This is a genomic window from Citrobacter sp. Cpo071, assembly GCF_030332765.1.
GTDB lineage: Bacteria > Pseudomonadota > Gammaproteobacteria > Enterobacterales > Enterobacteriaceae > Citrobacter > Citrobacter portucalensis.
Map to the genome: position 1 here is coordinate 22,743 of NZ_JAOWHE010000008.1, position 18,927 is coordinate 41,669.

At 52.4% G+C, this 18,927-nt stretch carries 15 protein-coding genes and 1 riboswitch; of the genes, 9 read left to right on the top strand and 6 right to left on the bottom strand.

Annotated features, from left to right (window positions below; translation table 11 throughout):
• Complete coding sequence (locus OGY09_RS00140) at positions 1-357, top strand: PTS fructose-like transporter subunit IIB (protein WP_008787052.1); 357 nt, start codon at positions 1-3, stop codon at positions 355-357.
• Here the strand turns inward: OGY09_RS00140 and OGY09_RS00145 are convergent.
• From OGY09_RS00145 to argE, 4 genes are all read right to left on the bottom strand, one after another.
• Complete coding sequence (locus OGY09_RS00145; protein ID WP_032945642.1) at positions 344-1,204, bottom strand: helix-turn-helix transcriptional regulator; 861 nt, start codon at positions 1,202-1,204, stop codon at positions 344-346. The genes OGY09_RS00140 and OGY09_RS00145 overlap by 14 nt on opposite strands.
• Positions 1,205-1,355: 151 nt before the next feature.
• Positions 1,356-3,089, bottom strand: a complete 1,734-nt coding sequence (locus tag OGY09_RS00150) for a phosphoethanolamine transferase CptA (RefSeq protein ID WP_008787054.1) — start codon at positions 3,087-3,089, stop codon at positions 1,356-1,358.
• Between the two features lie 210 nt (positions 3,090-3,299).
• Positions 3,300-5,951: a phosphoenolpyruvate carboxylase gene (ppc, locus tag OGY09_RS00155; RefSeq protein ID WP_003825139.1), complete on the bottom strand. Its 2,652-nt coding sequence runs from the start codon at positions 5,949-5,951 to the stop codon at positions 3,300-3,302.
• A gap of 269 nt (positions 5,952-6,220) precedes the next feature.
• The gene (gene argE, locus OGY09_RS00160) at positions 6,221-7,372 is read right to left on the bottom strand and encodes an acetylornithine deacetylase (protein WP_032945643.1); all 1,152 of its coding nucleotides are present in this window, start codon (positions 7,370-7,372) and stop codon (positions 6,221-6,223) included.
• Positions 7,373-7,527: 155 nt separating this feature from the next.
• Between argE and argC the strand changes: the two genes are divergently transcribed.
• From argC to oxyR, 4 genes are all read left to right on the top strand, one after another.
• A complete protein-coding gene (gene argC, locus OGY09_RS00165; protein WP_032945645.1) occupies positions 7,528-8,532 on the top strand; it encodes an N-acetyl-gamma-glutamyl-phosphate reductase in 1,005 nt (334 codons plus the stop codon).
• 10 nt (positions 8,533-8,542) lie between these two features.
• The gene (gene argB, locus OGY09_RS00170; RefSeq protein WP_003028854.1) at positions 8,543-9,316 is read left to right on the top strand and encodes an acetylglutamate kinase; all 774 of its coding nucleotides are present in this window, start codon (positions 8,543-8,545) and stop codon (positions 9,314-9,316) included.
• Between the two features lie 108 nt (positions 9,317-9,424).
• On the top strand, positions 9,425-10,795 hold the full coding sequence (gene argH, locus OGY09_RS00175; protein ID WP_032945646.1) for an argininosuccinate lyase: 1,371 nt from the start codon (positions 9,425-9,427) through the stop codon (positions 10,793-10,795).
• 334 nt (positions 10,796-11,129) lie between these two features.
• Positions 11,130-12,047, top strand: a complete 918-nt coding sequence (oxyR, locus tag OGY09_RS00180; protein ID WP_008787060.1) for a DNA-binding transcriptional regulator OxyR — start codon at positions 11,130-11,132, stop codon at positions 12,045-12,047.
• On the opposite strand, the gene sthA is transcribed toward oxyR, so the two are convergent.
• A complete protein-coding gene (sthA, locus tag OGY09_RS00185) occupies positions 12,030-13,430 on the bottom strand; it encodes a Si-specific NAD(P)(+) transhydrogenase (protein ID WP_003028860.1) in 1,401 nt (466 codons plus the stop codon). The genes oxyR and sthA overlap by 18 nt on opposite strands.
• 191 nt (positions 13,431-13,621) lie before the next feature.
• Here sthA and fabR point away from each other — a divergent pair, with 191 nt between their 5' ends.
• Positions 13,622-14,257, top strand: coding sequence for an HTH-type transcriptional repressor FabR (fabR, locus tag OGY09_RS00190; RefSeq protein ID WP_003028862.1), 636 nt, complete (start codon positions 13,622-13,624; stop codon positions 14,255-14,257).
• Between the two features lie 15 nt (positions 14,258-14,272).
• Positions 14,273-14,632, top strand: a complete 360-nt coding sequence (locus OGY09_RS00195; RefSeq protein WP_003825114.1) for a YijD family membrane protein — start codon at positions 14,273-14,275, stop codon at positions 14,630-14,632.
• An 82-nt stretch (positions 14,633-14,714) separates the two neighbouring features.
• Here OGY09_RS00195 and trmA read toward each other — a convergent pair whose 3' ends face one another.
• Positions 14,715-15,815, bottom strand: a complete 1,101-nt coding sequence (trmA, locus tag OGY09_RS00200; RefSeq protein ID WP_032945647.1) for a tRNA (uridine(54)-C5)-methyltransferase TrmA — start codon at positions 15,813-15,815, stop codon at positions 14,715-14,717.
• A 115-nt stretch (positions 15,816-15,930) separates the two neighbouring features.
• Positions 15,931-16,117, top strand: a riboswitch (cobalamin riboswitch).
• A gap of 65 nt (positions 16,118-16,182) precedes the next feature.
• On the opposite strand from trmA, the gene btuB reads away from it, so the two are divergent.
• Both btuB and murI read left to right on the top strand, forming a co-directional pair.
• Positions 16,183-18,039 (top strand): TonB-dependent vitamin B12 receptor BtuB, encoded by a 1,857-nt coding sequence (btuB, locus tag OGY09_RS00205; RefSeq protein WP_032945649.1) that lies wholly within the window; start codon positions 16,183-16,185, stop codon positions 18,037-18,039.
• Positions 17,984-18,835: a glutamate racemase gene (gene murI, locus OGY09_RS00210; protein ID WP_003847829.1), complete on the top strand. Its 852-nt coding sequence runs from the start codon at positions 17,984-17,986 to the stop codon at positions 18,833-18,835. The genes btuB and murI overlap by 56 nt, the downstream gene beginning before the upstream one ends.
• Positions 18,836-18,927 lie beyond the last annotated feature (92 nt).

Below are 18,927 nucleotides of genomic sequence, written 5' to 3' on the forward strand. Positions count from 1 at the left end.
ATGACCATCGCACCTGTACGATATCTGGTTGCTGTCACCGCGTGCGTAAGCGGCGTAGCCCATACCTATATGGCTGCTGAGCGGCTGGAGAAACTCTGCCAGCAGGAAAAATGGAGCATCAAGATCGAAACTCAAGGGGCATTGGGTACCGAAAATCGCCTGACGGAAGAGGATATTAACCGCGCTGATGTGGTGTTGCTCATTACTGATATTGAACTGGCAGGAGCAGAGCGTTTTACGCAGAGCCGATACGTTCAGTCGGGCATTAGCGCATTTCTGCGTGAGCCGCAGCGGGTGATGAGCGCCGTGCGAAAGCTGCTTTCAGCACCACAGCACACACATCTTACTCTGGATTAGCTTCTTTCTCCGTCAATTGGCTGTGGTATTGCCGACGGTATTCTGATGGTGAACGTTCTGTATTTTTGCGAAACAGGCGGCAGAAGTAGTTGCTGTCAACAAACCCACAAATGTGCGCCACCTCTTTAATCTTCAATTCGTAACCCTTCAACAGCGTTTTTGCGTGTTCTAGTCGCGTGTGGTTCAGGTATTCGTTAAAACCGATAGCGCCCGTTTTTTGAAAAAGGTGGGAAAGATAATTGGGTGAGATGTAGAACGCCTGCGCGACGGATTCTCGGGTGAGCGGTGAAGCGTAGCGTTCGTCAATATAGTTGCGAATGGCTTCGAAAAGCGCCTGGCTGCGTGATGCGGTTTGGATCTGGCTGCCGAGCAGATCGCGGCAGTGGCTCAGTAAGCTTGCAACGATTAGCCTGGCGGTTTGCTGCTCCTGCGGCTGCATCTGCATTTCATTGAGCGTTTGCAGCAGGAATGAGCCAATACGCGGTCCACGCCGCGCGACGTGCTGGCGGGTAAGGTTTTGATATTGCTTACCGTCCCACTGAACGATGCTAAAACCCAGTTGCTGTTTGCCAAATAAGATACTGAGTGTGGTCACCGGTGTGAGCCACTGTGGAAAGTTCCAGCCACCAGCCGGAACGAACAAGGCATCGCAAGGCTGTAACGTCGCGGATGCGCCAGCAACACCGTTATCGATGAATTCACCTTCCAGCACAATCTCCAGTCGGGGAAAATCGACCTGATACGCCAGTTCCGGCGTTGAGCTACTGGTGCTGGCAAAGTAAATCTGCCGCAGCGGTGTGGGGCCGTTGATCAGGCGAGAGAGCAGGTGGCTGATGTCGTGATACATGTTAATCCCTTGCAGGCAGCAGACAGGGAAACAGTAACGTTGAAAACAATCGCCCTCAAGTGATTATTGCCGGATGGCGGCTAATGCCTTATCCGGCCTACAAGTCTTTGCGAGCTGTAGGCCGGATAAGCGTAGCGCATCCGGCAGACTGTTACTGATTACCGATTTGATCGCCGTAAGGCAGGGTATCGTAATCAATCAGGGCATTCTTTTTGTACGGGTTGCCAATCCAGCGGGTCGTCTCTTTGAACTGCGGGCTGGTAATGGCACGAGTTGGATCGAAACCATCATAGGTGAAGCCCGCTAAATCAGACCAGGTGTGGATAAGCTCTGAGCTGCTGTATTTACGATTCACATCCTGTGAGAAGTCACGCGGGTGTGCGGCCTGCCATTTTTCCGAGGTCCACAGCAGGAACGGCACTGTATACATATGGCGCGTTGGGTTGTCTTCATTACGACCCTGCGTTTTATGCGGCGGCGTATCGTATACCTCTTCTCCATGATCGGAGAAGTACAGCAGGAAGCCGTTCGGATCGGTCGCTTTATAGTCTTTGATCAGACTGGCAATGATATGGTCATTGTAGACATTCGCGCTGTCGTAATCGTTGTAGGCTTCCAGCTCATCGTCACTCAGGCCTGCGGGCACATTGTCGACATTATTGTCGAACTTACCCTGACCATCCGGATAGCGGAATTTGTACTTAATATGCGTTCCCAGCAGGTGCACGATGATGAACTTTTTCGGTGCAGGGTCGGCCAGTACTTCTTTAAACGGTGCCAGCACGTTGCTGTCATATTCGCGCGCACTTTGCGTACGCTGCTGGTTCATATAGAACTGTTTATCCGTCTGCTTAGAGAACACCGTCAGCATGGTGTTGCGGGCGGTCATCGTCTGCTGATTGGTGATCCAGAAGGTTTTATAACCTGCCTGTTTCATCATGTTCATCAGGGACGGCTGAGTCAGATACAGATCCGGGTTCTTCTCGTTGGCAAAGGTCAGCGCCTGCTGCAGGATTTCAATGGTGTACGGACGGGAGGTCACGACATTATTGAACACGGTGAAGTTAGGATCGGATTTATGCAGTGCATCCAGTTCCGGCGTTGTTTCGCGTGGGTAACCGTACAGGCTCATGCGGCCACGTTGCGTTGATTCGCCAATCACCAGTACCAGCGTACGCGGTGCATCACCTGAGCTGTCTTTAAAGTTGGCCAACGGCGGCAGGGCATTGTTCTCATTCAGCAGGCTGTTCAGCGCGGTCAACTGCTGACGATACTGATAATAACCGGAGATGAATTGCCATGGCGCAGCTGGTTCCATGCGTGAGGCGAGACCATTCAACGTTTTTTCAAATGGTTTATGTTTGATAAACGTGTTCACCGTCATCGGATGCAGAATCAAACCGTATAACAGTGCAAACGACACCAGATAGCGCCAGGGCGATGGAATATGCACAGGACGCAGACGTGTCCATAGCAGAATTGCCACAGCTGTATAGGCCAGCGCAATCAAGACAATCTTCAGACTGAAATACTGGCTCAGATATTCGCTGGCTTCGTTCGCATTGGTTTCAAACATTACGTACAGAACGCTTTGCGAGAACTCTTGTCCGTAAATGACGTAATAGCTTAGAGCAGCCAGCGAGGCCGCCCATAGCATTACGCCAATGACGGCAGCAATAACGCGGATACGGTTTGGAAATAAGAATACCGGAATCAACCACAGCGAACTGAACAGCAAGGAGTCGCGTAAACCATTAGTTCCGCTATAGCCGGATAAGAGAATAACGACCTGGAGTAAACTGGAAAAAAAACAAAAATAGAGGAGCGCCCAGCCCAGGGCTTTCCAGCTAAATTTAGGTTTAGACTGGGGGTGTAAGGATTGCATAATGTAAGCCTGTCTTTAATTGTAGCGCCAAGAGTAGCACTTAAACATTAAGAGGAACTGAAGCATCACGATCTTAGGATCGTGTTTTGCCATCTTTATATTCATTTGGTGAATATATTCGAGGGGGAATATATTGAAAATGAAGTGGTTGTAACAGCGGTTTTTGCCGTCGCCTCCGAATAATAGCACGAAGGCGACGGGGGAGGGACGTTAGCCTGTATTGCGCATACCAGCGGCGACACCAGCGATTGTGACCATCAATGCTTGTTCTACGCGTGGGTCCGGTGCATTGCCTTGCTCTTCCGCCAGGCGTGAGCGGTGTAACAGCTCTGCCTGTAATACGTTTAGCGGGTCAGTATAAATATTTCTTAACTGAATGGACTCGGCAATCCACGGCAGGTCGGCCATCAAATGTGAGTCGTTGGCAATCGCCAGTACGACATCGATATCTGCTGCCAGGCGTTGGCGTAGCTCTGCACCCAACGGCCACAGATCTTTTTTGACCAGGCGCTGATCGTAATACTCTGCCAGCCACAGGTCTGCTTTCGCGAAAACCATTTCCAGCATGCCAAGGCGTGTGGAGAAGAATGGCCAGTCGCGGCACATGGCTTCAAGTTCGCTTTGCTTGCCGTCTTCAACCACTTTTTGCAGCGCGGTACCTGCACCCAGCCAGGCCGGGAGCATCAGGCGGTTCTGCGTCCAGGCAAAGATCCACGGAATGGCGCGCAGAGACTCTACCCCGCCGGTCGGACGGCGTTTTGCCGGACGTGAACCGAGCGGGAGTTTACCCAGTTCCTGCTCCGGTGTCGCTGAGCGGAAATAAGGGACGAAGTCTTTGTTTTCACGCACATATCCACGATAGAGCTCGCAGGAAATATCGGAAAGCTCATCCATGATATGACGCCAGCTATCTTTCGGTTCTGGCGGTGGTAACAGGTTGGCCTCCAGAATTGCTCCGGTGTACAGCGACAGGCTGCTGATGGTCACTTCCGGCAGGCCGTACTTAAAGCGGATCATCTCCCCTTGTTCTGTCACGCGCAGACCGCCTTTCAGGCTGCCCGGCGGTTGAGAGAGTAGCGCCGCATGTGCAGGCGCGCCGCCGCGACCAATGGAACCACCGCGACCGTGGAAAAGCGTCAGTTCGATACCGGCTTTTTCGCAGGTTTTGATTAGCGCGTCCTGAGCCTGGTATTGCGCCCAGGAGGCCGCCATCACGCCCGCGTCTTTTGCGGAATCAGAGTAGCCAATCATGACCATCTGTTTGCCCTGAATAAAGCCGCGGTACCAGTCGATATTTAAAAGTTGAGACATGACGTCATCGGCATTGTTGAGGTCGTCCAGCGTTTCAAATAGCGGAGCGACCGGCATAGCAAAACCAATTCCGGCTTCTTTCAGCAGCAGATGCACGGCCAGCACATCCGACGGAGTTTTCGCCATCGAGATAACATAGGCGGCAATGGAGCCATATGGGGCTTCGGCAATGACCCGACAGGTGTCGAGCACTTCGCGGGTGTCGTTGCTCGGTTCCCAGTTACGCGGCAGGAGCGGACGCTTGGAATTCAGTTCGCGGATCAGGAAAGCCTGTTTATCCGCTTCCGACCAGTTTTCGTAGTCGCCAATACCCAGATAACGGGTCAGTTCGCCCAGGGCTTCAGTATGACGGGTGCTTTCCTGACGAATATCAATACGCACCAGCGGTACACCGAAACACTTCACGCGCCTAAGGGTGTCGAGCAATTCGCCATTGGCGATAATACCCATGCCACAGGCCTGCAGAGACTGGTAGCACGCGTAAAGCGGGTCCCAAAGCTGTTCGTTTTGGGTGAGAAGTCCCGCAGGTTTCGGCAATTTCTCGCCTTTCAGACGGGCTTCAAGCCAGGCCTGGGTTGCCATCAGACGAGAACGCAGGGTTTTCATCAGATAGCGATAAGGTTCAGCTGCACCTTCTTCGCCTACCAGCGCCATCAGCTCCGGCGTGGCATCCACCATCGACAGCTCAGAAATCAGAAACTGGATGTCTTTCAGGAACAGGTCTGTCGCTTTCCAGCGGCTGAGTAATAGCACGTGACGGGTGATATCTGCCGTTACGTTCGGGTTACCATCACGGTCGCCGCCCATCCAGGAAGTAAATCGAACCGGGACAAAATCAACCGGCAGCTTATAACCCAGATGCTCTTCCAGTTGTTCATTCAGCTCACGCAGGTAGTTCGGTACACCTTCCCACAGGCTGTTTTCAACTACCGCGAAACCCCATTTGGCTTCATCAACCGGGCTCGGGCGCAGTTTGCGGATCTCATCCGTATGCCAGGACTGGGCAATGAGCTGACGCAGACGGCGCATCAGTTGGTTGCGTTCATAATCGACGAGGTCTTTGTTATCAAGCTGCTTGAGGCAGGCGTTCACTTCACCCATTTTATGGATCAGCGTACGACGAGTGATCTCGGTCGGGTGGGCGGTGAGTACCAGCTCCAGAGAGAGTGATTCTACGGCTTTCTTGATGGTGGCGTCATTGAGGTTGGGCTGCTCTTTCAGTTTACGCAGAGTGCGAGCAATCACTTCCGGGTTGCTGGCTGCTTCGCCTTTTGGCGAAATGCTGTGGTATTGCTCGGCGGTGTTGGCCAGGTTCAGGAACTGGCTAAATGCGCGGGCAACCGGCAGCAGCTCGTCGTTAGACAGATTTTGCAGTGTGGTGAGCAATTCCTGGCGATTAACTTCATTGCCAGCGCGAGATGATTTGGACAGCTTACGAATTGTTTCTACGCGATCAAGAATGTTCTCTCCCAGCGCATCCTTGATGGTCTCTCCCAGCACTTTGCCGAGCATACTGACATTACTACGCAACGCGGAATATTGTTCGTTCATATTAACCCAGACACCCCATCTATTTTGAATATGTCCTGTATCTTTCGCGCCTGACTATCACGCGAAATCTTGCGGACTTAACTTTTTAGCCGTCTTTTATAAAGCCACGTAAAACACGTGACGTCAATTGCTGCGAAATCGGTTCAGCAAACGAATAAATGCCGTGAATTTACGTTATTTAATTCACATCCAATCAAATAAGCGTTGCTTATGGAAATGTTAAAAAATCACCCCGCTTACCACTAAAGGATTAGTAGGGTGACAAGCAGTTAATGCCAGCAGAAATGATGCACAACCTGGGTGATTAATTCGCGAGTTGGCTTAATAAAGCGTGTTTCCAGATATTCATCCGGCTGATGCGCCTGATTAATAGAACCTGGACCCAATACCAGCGTCGGGCAAAGCGTCTGGATAAATGGCGCTTCGGTGCAGTAGTTCACCACTTCAGTCTGTGCGCCCAGCAGTTTCTCAACCACCTTAACCAGTTGATGGTCAGGCGGACACTCATAGCCTGGAATCGGTGGATGCAGTTCCGATACGGTCAGGCGGCCCGGCCAGCGTTCGCTGACAGGGGCCAGCGCTTCGTTAAGTAACCCATTGAGATCGTTTAGCGTCATACCCGGTAGCGGGCGAATATCCATATGCAGTTCGCAGCAGGCGCAGATTCGGTTGGCGGCGTCGCCGCCGTGGATGTGGCCCAAATTTAACGTTGGATACGGAACGGTAAAGGCATCATGGTGATAGCGCGCTTTCAGGTCATCGCGCAGATGCATGATATGGCCGATGGCATCATGCATCAGTTCAATCGCATTAACGCCACGCGCCGGATCGCTTGAATGACCCGATTGTCCCAGAATGCGTATCGCATTAGAGATATGACCTTTGTGTGCGCGAACCGGTTGCAGTGAAGTGGGTTCGCCAATAATCGCGCAGTCTGGGCGCAGAGCAGTGGTTTCAGAGAAGTAGCGAGCTCCCGCCATGCTGGTCTCTTCGTCAGCAGTGGCCAGAATGTAGAGGGGCTTTTTCAGCTTCGTGACGTCGACATCACGCAACGCGTCGAGGATAAAGGCGAAGAAGCCTTTCATGTCCGCCGTACCCAAACCATAGAGCTTATTGTCATGCTCGGTCAGGGTGAACGGATCGCGCGTCCAGCGTCCGTCGTCAAAGGGTACGGTATCGGTATGGCCCGCCAACAACAGACCACCAGCGCCCTGTCCAATGCTCGCCAGCATATTGAATTTATTCCGCGTATCGGGAACCGGCTGGACCTCCACATTGAAGCCTAAATCTTTAAACCAGCCCGCCAACAGAGTGATTAAACCTGCATTGCTTTGATCGAGCGCTTCTTCGGTAGCGCTAATCGATGGCGTGGCAATCAGAGCGCGGTAAATCTCGATAAATGGCGGTAAATTGTTTTTCATTGTTGACACACCTCGGGTCATGATAGTATCAATATTCATGCAGTATTTATGAATAAAAATACATTAACGTTGAGCGTAATAAAACCCACCAAGTGTAAGGTGAGGTGATAAAGGCTTATACCTGGCAACAGAATCTAAGAAGGTGAGCAGCCCCGATGTTGAATACGCTGATTGTGGGCGCCAGTGGCTATGCCGGCGCAGAGCTTGTGACCTATGTAAATCGCCATCCTGATATGACCATAACCGCTTTGACCGTCTCAGCGCAAAGCAATGATGCAGGAAAATTAATCTCCGATTTACATCCGCAGTTGAAAGGCATTGTCGATTTACCGTTGCAGCCAATGTCAGATATCAGCGAGTTTAGCGCAGGGGTGGATGTTGTGTTCCTCGCAACGGCTCATGAGGTAAGTCATGACCTGGCTCCGCAGTTTTTGCAGGCCGGTTGCGTGGTGTTTGACCTCTCTGGCGCGTTTCGCGTAAATGACGGCGCGTTCTATGAAAAATATTATGGTTTTACCCATCAGCATCCCGATCTGCTGGAGCAGGCAGTTTACGGGCTGGCGGAATGGAAAGAAGACCAACTGAAAGAAGCGAATCTGATTGCTGTGCCGGGTTGTTACCCGACGGCGGCGCAGCTTTCGCTGAAACCACTGATTGACGCCGGGCTGTTGGATCTCAGCCAGTGGCCGGTAATTAATGCGACCAGCGGCGTAAGCGGCGCGGGCCGTAAAGCGGCTATCTCTAATAGTTTTTGCGAAGTAAGCCTGCAACCATATGGCGTGTTTACCCATCGTCATCAGCCGGAAATCGCTACTCATCTGGGGGCTGAAGTGATTTTCACCCCACATCTGGGCAACTTCCCGCGCGGAATTCTGGAAACTATCACTTGCCGCCTTAAAGCGGGTGTAACTCATGCTCAGGTAGCGCAGACGCTGCAACAGGCGTATGGCGATAAACCGCTGGTGCGTCTGTATGACAAAGGGGTTCCAGCGCTGAAGAATGTGGTTGGATTACCATTCTGTGATATCGGGTTTGCTGTGCAGGGTGAGCATCTGATCGTTGTGGCGACGGAAGACAACTTATTGAAAGGCGCGGCGGCACAGGCGATGCAGTGCGCAAATATTCGTTTTGGCTTTGCCCAAACGCAGTCTCTTATTTAAGGGTGCAACAATGAATCCATTAATTATCAAGCTGGGCGGCGTTTTACTGGATAGTGAAGAGGCGCTGGAGCGCTTGTTTACCGCACTGGTGAATTATCGTGAGTCGCACCAGCGTCCGCTGGTCATTGTGCACGGTGGCGGCTGCGTGGTCGACGAGCTGATGAAGCAGCTGAATCTGCCGGTGAAAAAGAAAAATGGTCTGCGCGTCACGCCTGCCGATCAAATTGACATTATTACCGGTGCCCTGGCGGGAACGGCGAATAAAACCTTGCTGGCCTGGGCGAAAAAGCATCACATCGCGTCTGTGGGTCTGTATCTTGGCGATGGCGACAGCGTAAAAGTGACGCCGCTCGATAAAGAACTGGGTCATGTTGGACTGGCGCAGCCGGGTTCGCCTAAGCTGATTAACACGCTGCTGGAAAGCGGTTTTCTGCCGGTAGTGAGCTCTATTGGTGTCACTGATGATGGTCTGCTGATGAACGTGAATGCCGATCAGGCTGCAACGGCGCTGGCGGCAACGCTGGGTGCGGATCTGATCCTGCTCTCTGATGTGAGCGGTATTCTGGATGGCAAAGGCCAGCGCATTGCCGAAATGACCGCAGCGAAAGCGGAACAGCTGATTGAACAGGGCATTATTACCGATGGCATGATCGTGAAGGTGAATGCGGCGCTGGATGCCGCGCGTACGCTGGGCCGTCCGGTGGATATCGCCTCCTGGCGTCATGCAGAGCAGCTTCCGGCGCTGTTTAACGGCACGCCAATTGGTACGCGTATTCTGGCTTAACTATTAATGTGCCGGATGGCGGCTTCGCCTTATCCGGCCTACGTGGGTTTTGTAGGCCCGGTAAGCGCAGCGCCACCGGGCAAAAATATCATATTAAGGAAATTCGTTATGGCACTTTGGGGTGGGCGTTTTACACAGGCAGCAGATCAGCGGTTCAAACAGTTCAACGACTCGTTGCGTTTTGACTACCGCCTGGCAGAACAGGATATTGTTGGCTCTGTGGCCTGGTCCAAAGCGTTGGTAACGGTAGGTGTACTGACTGCCGATGAACAGCTGCAGTTGGAAGAGGCGCTGAATAACCTGCTGGAAGAAGTTCGCGCGAATCCTCAGCAGATTTTGCAAAGCGATGCCGAAGATATTCACAGTTGGGTGGAAGGTAAGCTGATTGATAAAGTCGGCCAGCTTGGTAAAAAACTGCATACCGGGCGTAGCCGTAATGACCAGGTCGCGACCGACCTTAAGCTGTGGTGTAAAGACACGGTTATCGAATTACTGTCGGCCAATCGTCAGTTGCAAACTGCGCTGGTGGTGACGGCGGAGAATAACCAGGACGCCGTCATGCCGGGTTACACCCACCTGCAACGTGCGCAGCCGGTGACGTTTGCTCACTGGTGTCTGGCCTATGTTGAAATGTTGGCGCGTGACGAGAGCCGTTTGCAGGATGCGCTCAAACGCCTGGACGTCAGTCCGTTAGGCTGCGGCGCGCTGGCGGGTACGGCGTATGAAATCGATCGCGAGCAGTTGGCGGGTTGGTTGGGCTTTGCCTCGGCAACGCGCAACAGCCTGGACAGCGTTTCTGACCGTGACCACGTGCTGGAGTTACTCTCCGACGCCTCTATCGGCATGGTACACCTGTCGCGTTTTGCTGAAGATCTGATTTTCTTTAACACCGGCGAAGCGGGCTTTGTTGAACTCTCCGACCGTGTGACTTCCGGTTCATCTCTGATGCCGCAGAAGAAAAACCCGGATGCGCTGGAGCTGATCCGTGGCAAATGCGGTCGCGTGCAGGGTGCGCTGACCGGCATGATGATGACTTTAAAAGGCCTTCCACTGGCATACAACAAAGATATGCAGGAAGACAAAGAAGGGCTGTTCGACGCGCTCGACACCTGGCTGGACTGTCTGCATATGGCCGCGCTGGTGCTGGATGGAATCCAGGTGAAACGTCCGCGTTGTCAGGAAGCGGCGCAGCAGGGTTATGCTAACGCCACTGAGCTGGCGGATTATCTGGTGGCGAAGGGCGTCCCGTTCCGCGAAGCGCACCATATTGTGGGGGAAACGGTGGTCGAGGCGATTCGTCAGGGCAAACCGCTGGAAGCGCTGTCGCTTGCCGACTTACAAAAGTTCAGCCAGGTGATTGGCGATGACGTTTACCCGATCCTCTCGTTGCAATCGTGTTTGGATAAACGTGCAGCGAAAGGTGGCGTGTCGCCGCAGCAGGTTGCGCAGGCGATCGACTACGCGAAGGCACGCCTGTAGGTCGGATAAGGCGAAGCCGCCATCCGGCGCTGTGCGCCGTTCTGCCTGATGGCGCTACGCTTATCAGGCCTACCAAACCATAACCCGGCCGAGCTTTGCGACGCCGGGCTTTTTTTATGCAAAAAAAAATGCGGACTCAAGGTCCGCAAAAGTTCACGTTGGCTTTAGTTATTTCGAGTATGAGAGAAACTCTCAAACGGACAGTAGCTTCAAGGGTTAAAGGGGTACCGTTCCGTTTCTGTGGTGCATTATTAAACAGAAAGCTTGATAGGGATAATCGTTCGTTGCTATGCTACCTATCGCTACGAACTATCGTGGCGATGGAGGATGAATAATGAATATTCGTGATCTTGAATACCTGGTGGCACTAGCCGAACATCGTCACTTCCGACGAGCGGCAGACTCCTGTCACGTTAGCCAACCCACGCTGAGCGGGCAGATCCGCAAGCTGGAAGATGAGCTTGGCGTCATGTTGCTGGAGCGTACGAGTCGCAAGGTGCTGTTCACCCAGGCCGGTTTGCTGCTGGTGGATCAGGCGCGCACCGTGCTGCGCGAGGTCAAAGTGCTCAAGGAGATGGCAAGCCAACAAGGCGAGACAATGTCTGGCCCGCTGCATATTGGTTTGATCCCAACGGTGGGGCCATACCTGCTGCCGCATATTATTCCGATGTTGCACCAGACCTTCCCAAAACTGGAGATGTATCTCCATGAAGCGCAGACACATCAGCTGTTGGCGCAACTGGATAGCGGCAAGCTCGACTGCGTCATTCTGGCGCTGGTCAAAGAGAGTGAGGCGTTCATCGAAGTACCGTTATTTGATGAGCCTATGATGCTGGCGATCTATGAAGATCACCCATGGGCAAACCGTGACTGTGTACCGATGTCCGATCTGGCGGGTGAAAAACTGCTGATGCTGGAAGATGGCCACTGTCTGCGCGATCAGGCGATGGGTTTCTGCTTTGAAGCGGGTGCTGATGAAGATACCCATTTTCGGGCAACCAGTCTGGAAACGCTGCGTAACATGGTGGCGGCAGGCAGTGGTATTACCTTACTGCCTGCGCTGGCCGTTCCACCGGAGCGTAAGCGTGATGGTGTCGTTTATCTGCCATGCATTAAACCCGAACCGCGTCGTACGATTGGTCTGGTGTACCGTCCTGGTTCGCCGCTGCGCAGCCGTTATGAACAGCTGGCAGAGGCCATCCGTGGATCAATGGATGGCCATTTCGACAGTGCGTTAAAACAGGCGGTTTAAGCCATTTAGCGCCGCTACCCGATAGGCTTCTGCCATGGTTGGGTAGTTAAAGGTGGTGTTAACGAAGTACTCGATAGTGTTACCACCACCTTTTTGCTCCATTATCGCTTGTCCGATGTGAATAATTTCGGCCGCGCGCTCCCCAAAGCAGTGGATCCCCAAAATCTCTTTGGTTTCGCGATGGAACAGGATCTTCAGCGTTCCGACACTCATACCCACGATTTGCGCACGTGCCAGATGCTTAAACTGGGCGCGGCCGACCTCGTATGGAACTTTCATTGCCGTGAGCTGCTGTTCGGTTTTACCAACGGAGCTGATTTCCGGAATGGTATAAATCCCAGTTGGGATATCTTCGATCAGATGCGCGGTAGCCTCGCCTTTTACCAGTGCCTGGGCGGCAATGCGTCCCTGGTCGTAGGCCGCCGATGCCAGGCTCGGATAACCAATCACATCCCCTACGGCGTACACATGCGGCAGCGCCGTCTGGTACATACTATTCACTTTGAGCTGCCCGCGGCTGTCGGTTTTCAGACCAATGTTTTCCAGCGCCAGCGAATCGGTATTACCGGTACGGCCATTGGCGTACAGCAGGCAGTCGGCCTTCAGTTTCTTACCGGACTTCAGGTGCATGATGACGCCGTCATCGCAACCTTCAATCTTCTCATACTCTTCGTTGTGGCGAATGACCACACCGCTGTTCCAGAAGTGGTAAGAGAGCGAGTCGGACATCTCCTGATCGAGGAATGCCAGCAGACGATCGCGGGTGTTGATTAAATCAACTTTGACGTCCATTCCACGGAAGATCGACGCATATTCACAGCCAATGACCCCTGCGCCATAAATCAGCACATGACGGGGTTCGTGGTGCAGGCTCAGGATAGAGTCACTGTCGTAAACCCGGGGATGCGAAAAGTCGACATCAACAGGGCGATAAGGACGCGAACCGCAGGCAATAACAAACTTATCCGCAGTCAGCGTTTCCACCGTACCGTCGTGACATTCCAGGGCGATCGTGTGTTCATCAACAAAACGGGCATTTCCCTGCAAAATTTCGCAGTGGTTGCGCTCGTAAAATCCTTGCCGCATACGCGTTTGCTGATTAATAACGTTATCAGCGTGGTTGAGAATATCGGCGAAAGAAGAACGAAGGAGTCGGGAGTGGTCGCTGTACAGTGGGTTCTGATTGAATTCAATAATGCGGCTGACGGCGTGGCGGAGAGCTTTCGACGGGATGGTGCCCCAGTGGGTACAACCTCCGCCGACATTATGATAGCGCTCAATTACCGCGACGCGCGCTCCTTGCTTAACCAGACCCATTGCCGCGCCTTCGCCGCCGGGACCGGAACCTATTACTATTGCATCGTAATCGTAAGAATGTGACATGGTCAGGCTTACCTGTTCTTATACATAAAAGCAACAGAATAGTAACATCGTTGTTGAGATAACCCAATTATCGTTGTGCTTTTTTGCGAAGTCGAAGCACAAACTGCGCGTAAACAATCATTCACAAAGCCATGCCAACCGCCTAATCTCTGGTATAGTGCCAGCAAGGTATGTGGAAGGATTCAGACATCGTGATGGGCGTTAGAGCGCAACAAAAAGAGAAAACCCGGCGTTCGCTGGTAGAAGCCGCATTTAGTCAACTCAGCGCTGAGCGTAGTTTTGCCAGCCTCAGTTTACGCGAAGTCGCTCGTGAAGCGGGCATTGCGCCAACCTCGTTTTATCGCCATTTCCGCGATGTGGATGAACTCGGCCTGACGATGGTGGACGAGAGCGGTCTGATGCTGCGTCAGTTGATGCGCCAGGCGCGCCAGCGTATCGCGAAGGGCGGGAGTGTGATCCGCACCTCGGTCTCAACATTTATGGAGTTCATCGGCAACAATCCCAACGCCTTCCGTTTATTATTGCGCGAGCGTTCGGGGACATCCGCAGCGTTTCGTGCAGCGGTCGCTCGTGAAATTCAGCACTTCATCGCGGAACTTGCGGACTATCTGGAACTCGAAAACCATATGCCTCGTGCGTTTACTGAAGCACAAGCCGAAGCCATGGTAACCATTGTGTTCAGCGCCGGGGCAGAAGCACTGGATGTTGGCGCTGAGCAGCGCCGACAGCTGGAAGAGCGGCTGGTATTGCAACTACGCATGATCGCGAAAGGCGCATTTTATTGGTACCGCCGTGAACAAGAGAAGATGACGCACCACTCCGAGTAACGAGAAGGACAAGCAATGAAACAGTCAGGTCAAGATAAAGGTACGCTGCTGCTGGCGCTGGTTGCTGGCTTATCGATCAATGGTACATTTGCGGCGCTGTTTAGCTCCATTGTGCCATTCTCAGTATTCCCGATCATTTCGCTGGTACTGACGGTGTATTGTCTGCATCAACGCTATCAGAACCGCACCATGCCTGTGGGATTGCCGGGCCTGGCTGCCGCCTGCTTTATCCTCGGCGTTTTGCTGTACAGCACCGTGGTACGCGCTGAATATCCGGATATCGGCTCTAACTTCTTCCCGGCGGTACTGTCGGTGATTCTGGTGTTCTGGATCGGCTTTAAAGTCCGTAACCGTAAACAGGAAATTGCGGAGTAACAGTTGTAGCGGTAGGCCGGATAAGGCAAAGCCGCTATCCGGCAATCTGAACAGGTAGTGCTTATCCAGCCTACGTTCTGTCTTACTTCTTGGTTAACAGTACGCCGCACTCCATATGGTGCGTATACGGGAACTGATCGAATAGCGCCAGACGTGAAACATTGTGCGTCTGGCTTAACGTTTCCAGGTTTTTACACAGCGTCTCCGGATTGCAGGAGATGTACAGAATGCGCGGATACGCCTGCACCATTTTCTCCGTTTCGCTGTCCAGACCGCTGCGCGGTGGGTCAACGAAGATAGTTTCACACTGGTAACTCTTTAGATCGATTCCCTGCAAACGGTTGAACTCGCGAACGCCGTTCATCGCCTGAGTAAACTCTTCGGCCGCCATGCGGATTATTTGTACGTTTTCAATCTGGTTAGCCGCAATGTTGTACTGTGCAGCAGCAACGGACGGCTTGGCGATTTCCGTCGCCAGTACGCGGTTGAAGTTTTGTGCCAGGGCTAACGAGAAATTGCCATTGCCGCAATACAGCTCCAGCAGGTCGCCTTTTGAGCCCCTGGTGACATCAATCGCCCACTCCAGCATCTGAATATTCATGGCGGCGTTCGGCTGGGTGAAGCTGTTCTCAACCTGGCGATAGATAATCTCTTTACCCGCAACCGGCAAGCGTTCGTCAATGTAGTCCTGATCCAGCTCGATTTTGGTTTTGGTTGCCCGGCCAATCAGATGCACATTCAGGTTTTTCGCCCGTAGCGCATCCCGCAGCGCTTCAGCTTCCTGACGCCATTCATCATCCAGCTTTTTATGGTACAGCATCGATACCACCGCCTGACCGCTCAGGGTTGTGAGGTAATCAATCTGAAACAGTTTGTGACGCAGGACGTGGTTGTTGCGAACGCCTTCGATCATTGCCGTCATTAGCGTGTTGATAAGCTCACTGGCTGCCGGGAAGCTGTCGACACGGATACGGTTTTTGGTCTGGCTGTCGAACATGATGTGGTACAGATCATCACCGTCATGCCACAAACGGAATTCCGCGCGCATACGGTAGTGGCTGACCGGTGAGCGAAACACTTCCGGAGCCTGTGCATAAAATGGCGTCATTAAGCTCTGCAGACGCACCACTTTTTCAGCTAACTGTGCGTCGTACTGTTCTGTCGGAAGGTGTTCGGGGGTCATGATGCGTCCTGAAAAATAAAAGTACGCGGGGATTGTAGGGATTGCTCATCAGATGTCCAGTCATTGATGATTTCCGATATTGTGATACGCAGTCTGGACAGTGGGTTGTAACAAACTGTAGCATCCGTTTTCCGGTCCTGTGAGTTAAAAGGGAATCCAGTGTGAATCTGGAGCTGACGCGCAGCGGTAAGGAAGGTAGGGGATGAGCGCACCTGGTGCAGACACTGCGGCATGCCGTGGGAAGTCATCGTCTCTTTAAGTTGCCTCCAAGCCCGAAGACCTGCCGGCTAACGTCGCATCTGGCTTTCATCATCGCGTACTATCGGTGGGACCTGCGGCATCCTTCTTATATTGTGGATGCTTTACAATGATTAAAAAATCGTTGCTGTGCACGGCACTTTCCGTCACGGCATTTTCTGGTTGGGCACAGGATACTAGCCCAGATACTCTCGTCGTTACTGCCAACCGTTTTCAGCAGCCTGTTAATACTGTCCTTGCCCCCACTGATGTGGTGACGCGTGAAGATATTCAGCGCTGGCAGTCAAAAGATCTCAATGATGTCATGCGCCGATTGCCGGGCGTAGATATTTCGCAAAGCGGCGGTATGGGGAAAAGCTCCTCGCTGTATGTTCGCGGTACTGAGTCCCGGCATGTCCTGGTATTGATTGATGGCGTGCCGATGGCGCGTGCGGGCATCGGTAATGCGATTGATATTGGTCAGATTCCGGTATCGTTGGTGCAGCGTGTTGAATATATTCGCGGGCCGCGTTCAGCTGTGTACGGATCTGGTGCGATCGGTGGTGTGATGAACATCATTACGATGAGTAATGAAGAGAAATCACAGATCAACGCAGGTATGGGGACTGATGGTTATCAGACCTACGACGGCACGATAAATAAACGATTTGGTGACACGATGGTGACGGCGGCTGGCGCTTACCAGACGACCAAAGGTTTTAACATTCAACCTGATTCCCCTTACAGCGGCGACAGCGATCGCGATGGTTATCGCAACAAACTGTTCTGGGGCGGCTTGCAGCACAAGTTTAACGATAACTTCTCCGGTTTCTTCCGTGGTTACGGCTACACGGCGAATAGCGATTACGATCAGGGCTCTTATGGCTATGCTGGCGGTAATGACGAAGCTCAGAATTACACTCAGTCCTGGGATTCCGGCCTTCGTTACAGCTCAGGTATCTATTCCGCCCAACTGATTGCTAACTACCAGCATCTCAAAGATTACAACTATAGCAATCAACTCGGTCGTTATGCAGGGGATGCTACGCTGGATAATATGGAACAGCGCTATATTCAGTGGGGAAATAACGTTGAGGTTGGGCATGGAGCGATTAGCGGTGGTGTCGACTGGAAACAAGAAAAGCTGACTTCCAGTAGTACCACGAAATCGGACGCTTATAAACGTGATACGACCGGACTTTATCTAACTGGGCAACAACAAATTGATAGCGTCACGCTGGAAGCCTCAGGCCGTGAAGATCATGATGAACAATTCGGCTGGCATGGCACCTGGCAGACTGCTGCAGGCTGGGAGTTTGTTGATGGCTACCGTGCAACGCTCTCTTATGGCACAGGTTTCCTGGCTCCTTCACTTGGTCAGCAATACGGGGCTACGCGTTTTGCCTCTTCCTATGGGCCGGGTATTGCAGCCAACCCGAATTTGAAACCGGAAGAATCTAAACAGTGGGAAGCAGGGATTGATGGATTGACAGGGCCGCTTGATTGGCGTCTTTCTGCATATCATTATGAAATTCAAAACCTGATCGATTACAAGAATAACCAGTACGTCAACGTTAAGTCAGCCACGATTAAAGGGCTGGAATGGACTGGGAATGTTACGACTGGCCCGGTAGATCATCACCTGACGCTACAGTATGTTGACCCGCGGGATGATGATACGAATAAGGTACTCTATCGCCGAGCAAAACAGCAGGTTAAGTATGAGTTAACTGGGCAGGTTCAGGACTTGGGGTGGAACGTTGCTTATCAATATATAGGTGAACGTTACGATAATGATTACGACAATAATCGTGATGTTAAATTGGGCGGCGTCAGCTTGTGGGATATCGGAGTGTCATATCCAATCACCTCACAGCTGACAGTTCGTGGTAAAATCGCCAACCTGTTCGATAAAGATTACGAGACAGTTTATGGCTACGCAACTGCAGGACGGGAATACACCTTGTCTGGCAGCTACACCTTCTGATCCCCGTCCCACCGTGCTGGTGTTTGATTCCGGCGTCGGTGGGTTGTCGGTCTATGACGAGATCCGGCGTCTTCTGCCGGATCTCCACTATATCTACGCTTTTGACAACGTCGCCTTTCCTTATGGAGAGAAGAGCGAGGAGTTTATCGTCGAGCGTGTTGTTGAGATTGTGACTGCGGTCCAGCAGCGCTATCCCCTTTCTCTTGCGGTCATCGCGTGTAATACAGCAAGCACGGTGTCGCTCCCTGCGTTACGTGAGAAATTTGCTTTCCCGGTTGTGGGCGTGGTGCCTGCGATTAAACCGGCAGCGCGACTCACGGCGAACGGTGTTGTGGGGCTACTGGCTACACGTGCAACGGTGAAGCGCTCGTATACCCATGAGCTGATTGCGCGATTCGCTAACGAATGCCAAATTGCAATGTTGGGTTCTGCTGAGCTGGTGGAACTGGCGGAAGCGAAGCTGCACGGTGAAACAGTTTCTCTGGAAGAACTGCGGCGTATTCTGCGTCCATGGCTGCGGATGTCTGAACCACCTGACACAGTAGTGCTCGGTTGCACTCATTTCCCTCTATTACAGGAAGAACTTTTACAGGTCCTTCCCGAGGGGACGAGGCTGGTGGATTCTGGTGCCGCGATAGCGCGCCGCACGGCCTGGTTGTTAGAGCATGAAGCGCCAGATGCGAAATCAACCGATGAGAACGTTGCATTTTGTATGGCAATGACGACAGAAGCTGAACAATTATTGCCTGTGCTACAGCGCTATGGCTTTAAAACGCTCGAAAAACTGTCAGTTTAAGTGGTTTTGATGAAAAAATACGCACTCGGAAGATTATTTTAAATTTCCCCTTGTCAGCCTGAAATAACTCCCTATAATGCGCCTCCACTGAC

Coding starts and splice junctions, on each gene's coding strand:
- ppc (WP_003825139.1), bottom strand. CDS start 5,951: ATGAACGAACAATATTCCGCGTTGCGTAGTAATGTCAGTATGCTCGGC.
- OGY09_RS00140 (WP_008787052.1), top strand. CDS start 1: ATGACCATCGCACCTGTACGATATCTGGTTGCTGTCACCGCGTGCGTA.
- sthA (WP_003028860.1), bottom strand. CDS start 13,430: ATGTCACATTCTTACGATTACGATGCAATAGTAATAGGTTCCGGTCCC.
- trmA (WP_032945647.1), bottom strand. CDS start 15,815: ATGACCCCCGAACACCTTCCGACAGAACAGTACGACGCACAGTTAGCT.
- argC (WP_032945645.1), top strand. CDS start 7,528: ATGTTGAATACGCTGATTGTGGGCGCCAGTGGCTATGCCGGCGCAGAG.
- OGY09_RS00195 (WP_003825114.1), top strand. CDS start 14,273: ATGAAACAGTCAGGTCAAGATAAAGGTACGCTGCTGCTGGCGCTGGTT.
- murI (WP_003847829.1), top strand. CDS start 17,984: ATGGCTACGCAACTGCAGGACGGGAATACACCTTGTCTGGCAGCTACA.
- btuB (WP_032945649.1), top strand. CDS start 16,183: ATGATTAAAAAATCGTTGCTGTGCACGGCACTTTCCGTCACGGCATTT.
- oxyR (WP_008787060.1), top strand. CDS start 11,130: ATGAATATTCGTGATCTTGAATACCTGGTGGCACTAGCCGAACATCGT.
- OGY09_RS00145 (WP_032945642.1), bottom strand. CDS start 1,204: ATGTATCACGACATCAGCCACCTGCTCTCTCGCCTGATCAACGGCCCC.
- argH (WP_032945646.1), top strand. CDS start 9,425: ATGGCACTTTGGGGTGGGCGTTTTACACAGGCAGCAGATCAGCGGTTC.
- argB (WP_003028854.1), top strand. CDS start 8,543: ATGAATCCATTAATTATCAAGCTGGGCGGCGTTTTACTGGATAGTGAA.
- argE (WP_032945643.1), bottom strand. CDS start 7,372: ATGAAAAACAATTTACCGCCATTTATCGAGATTTACCGCGCTCTGATT.
- OGY09_RS00150 (WP_008787054.1), bottom strand. CDS start 3,089: ATGCAATCCTTACACCCCCAGTCTAAACCTAAATTTAGCTGGAAAGCC.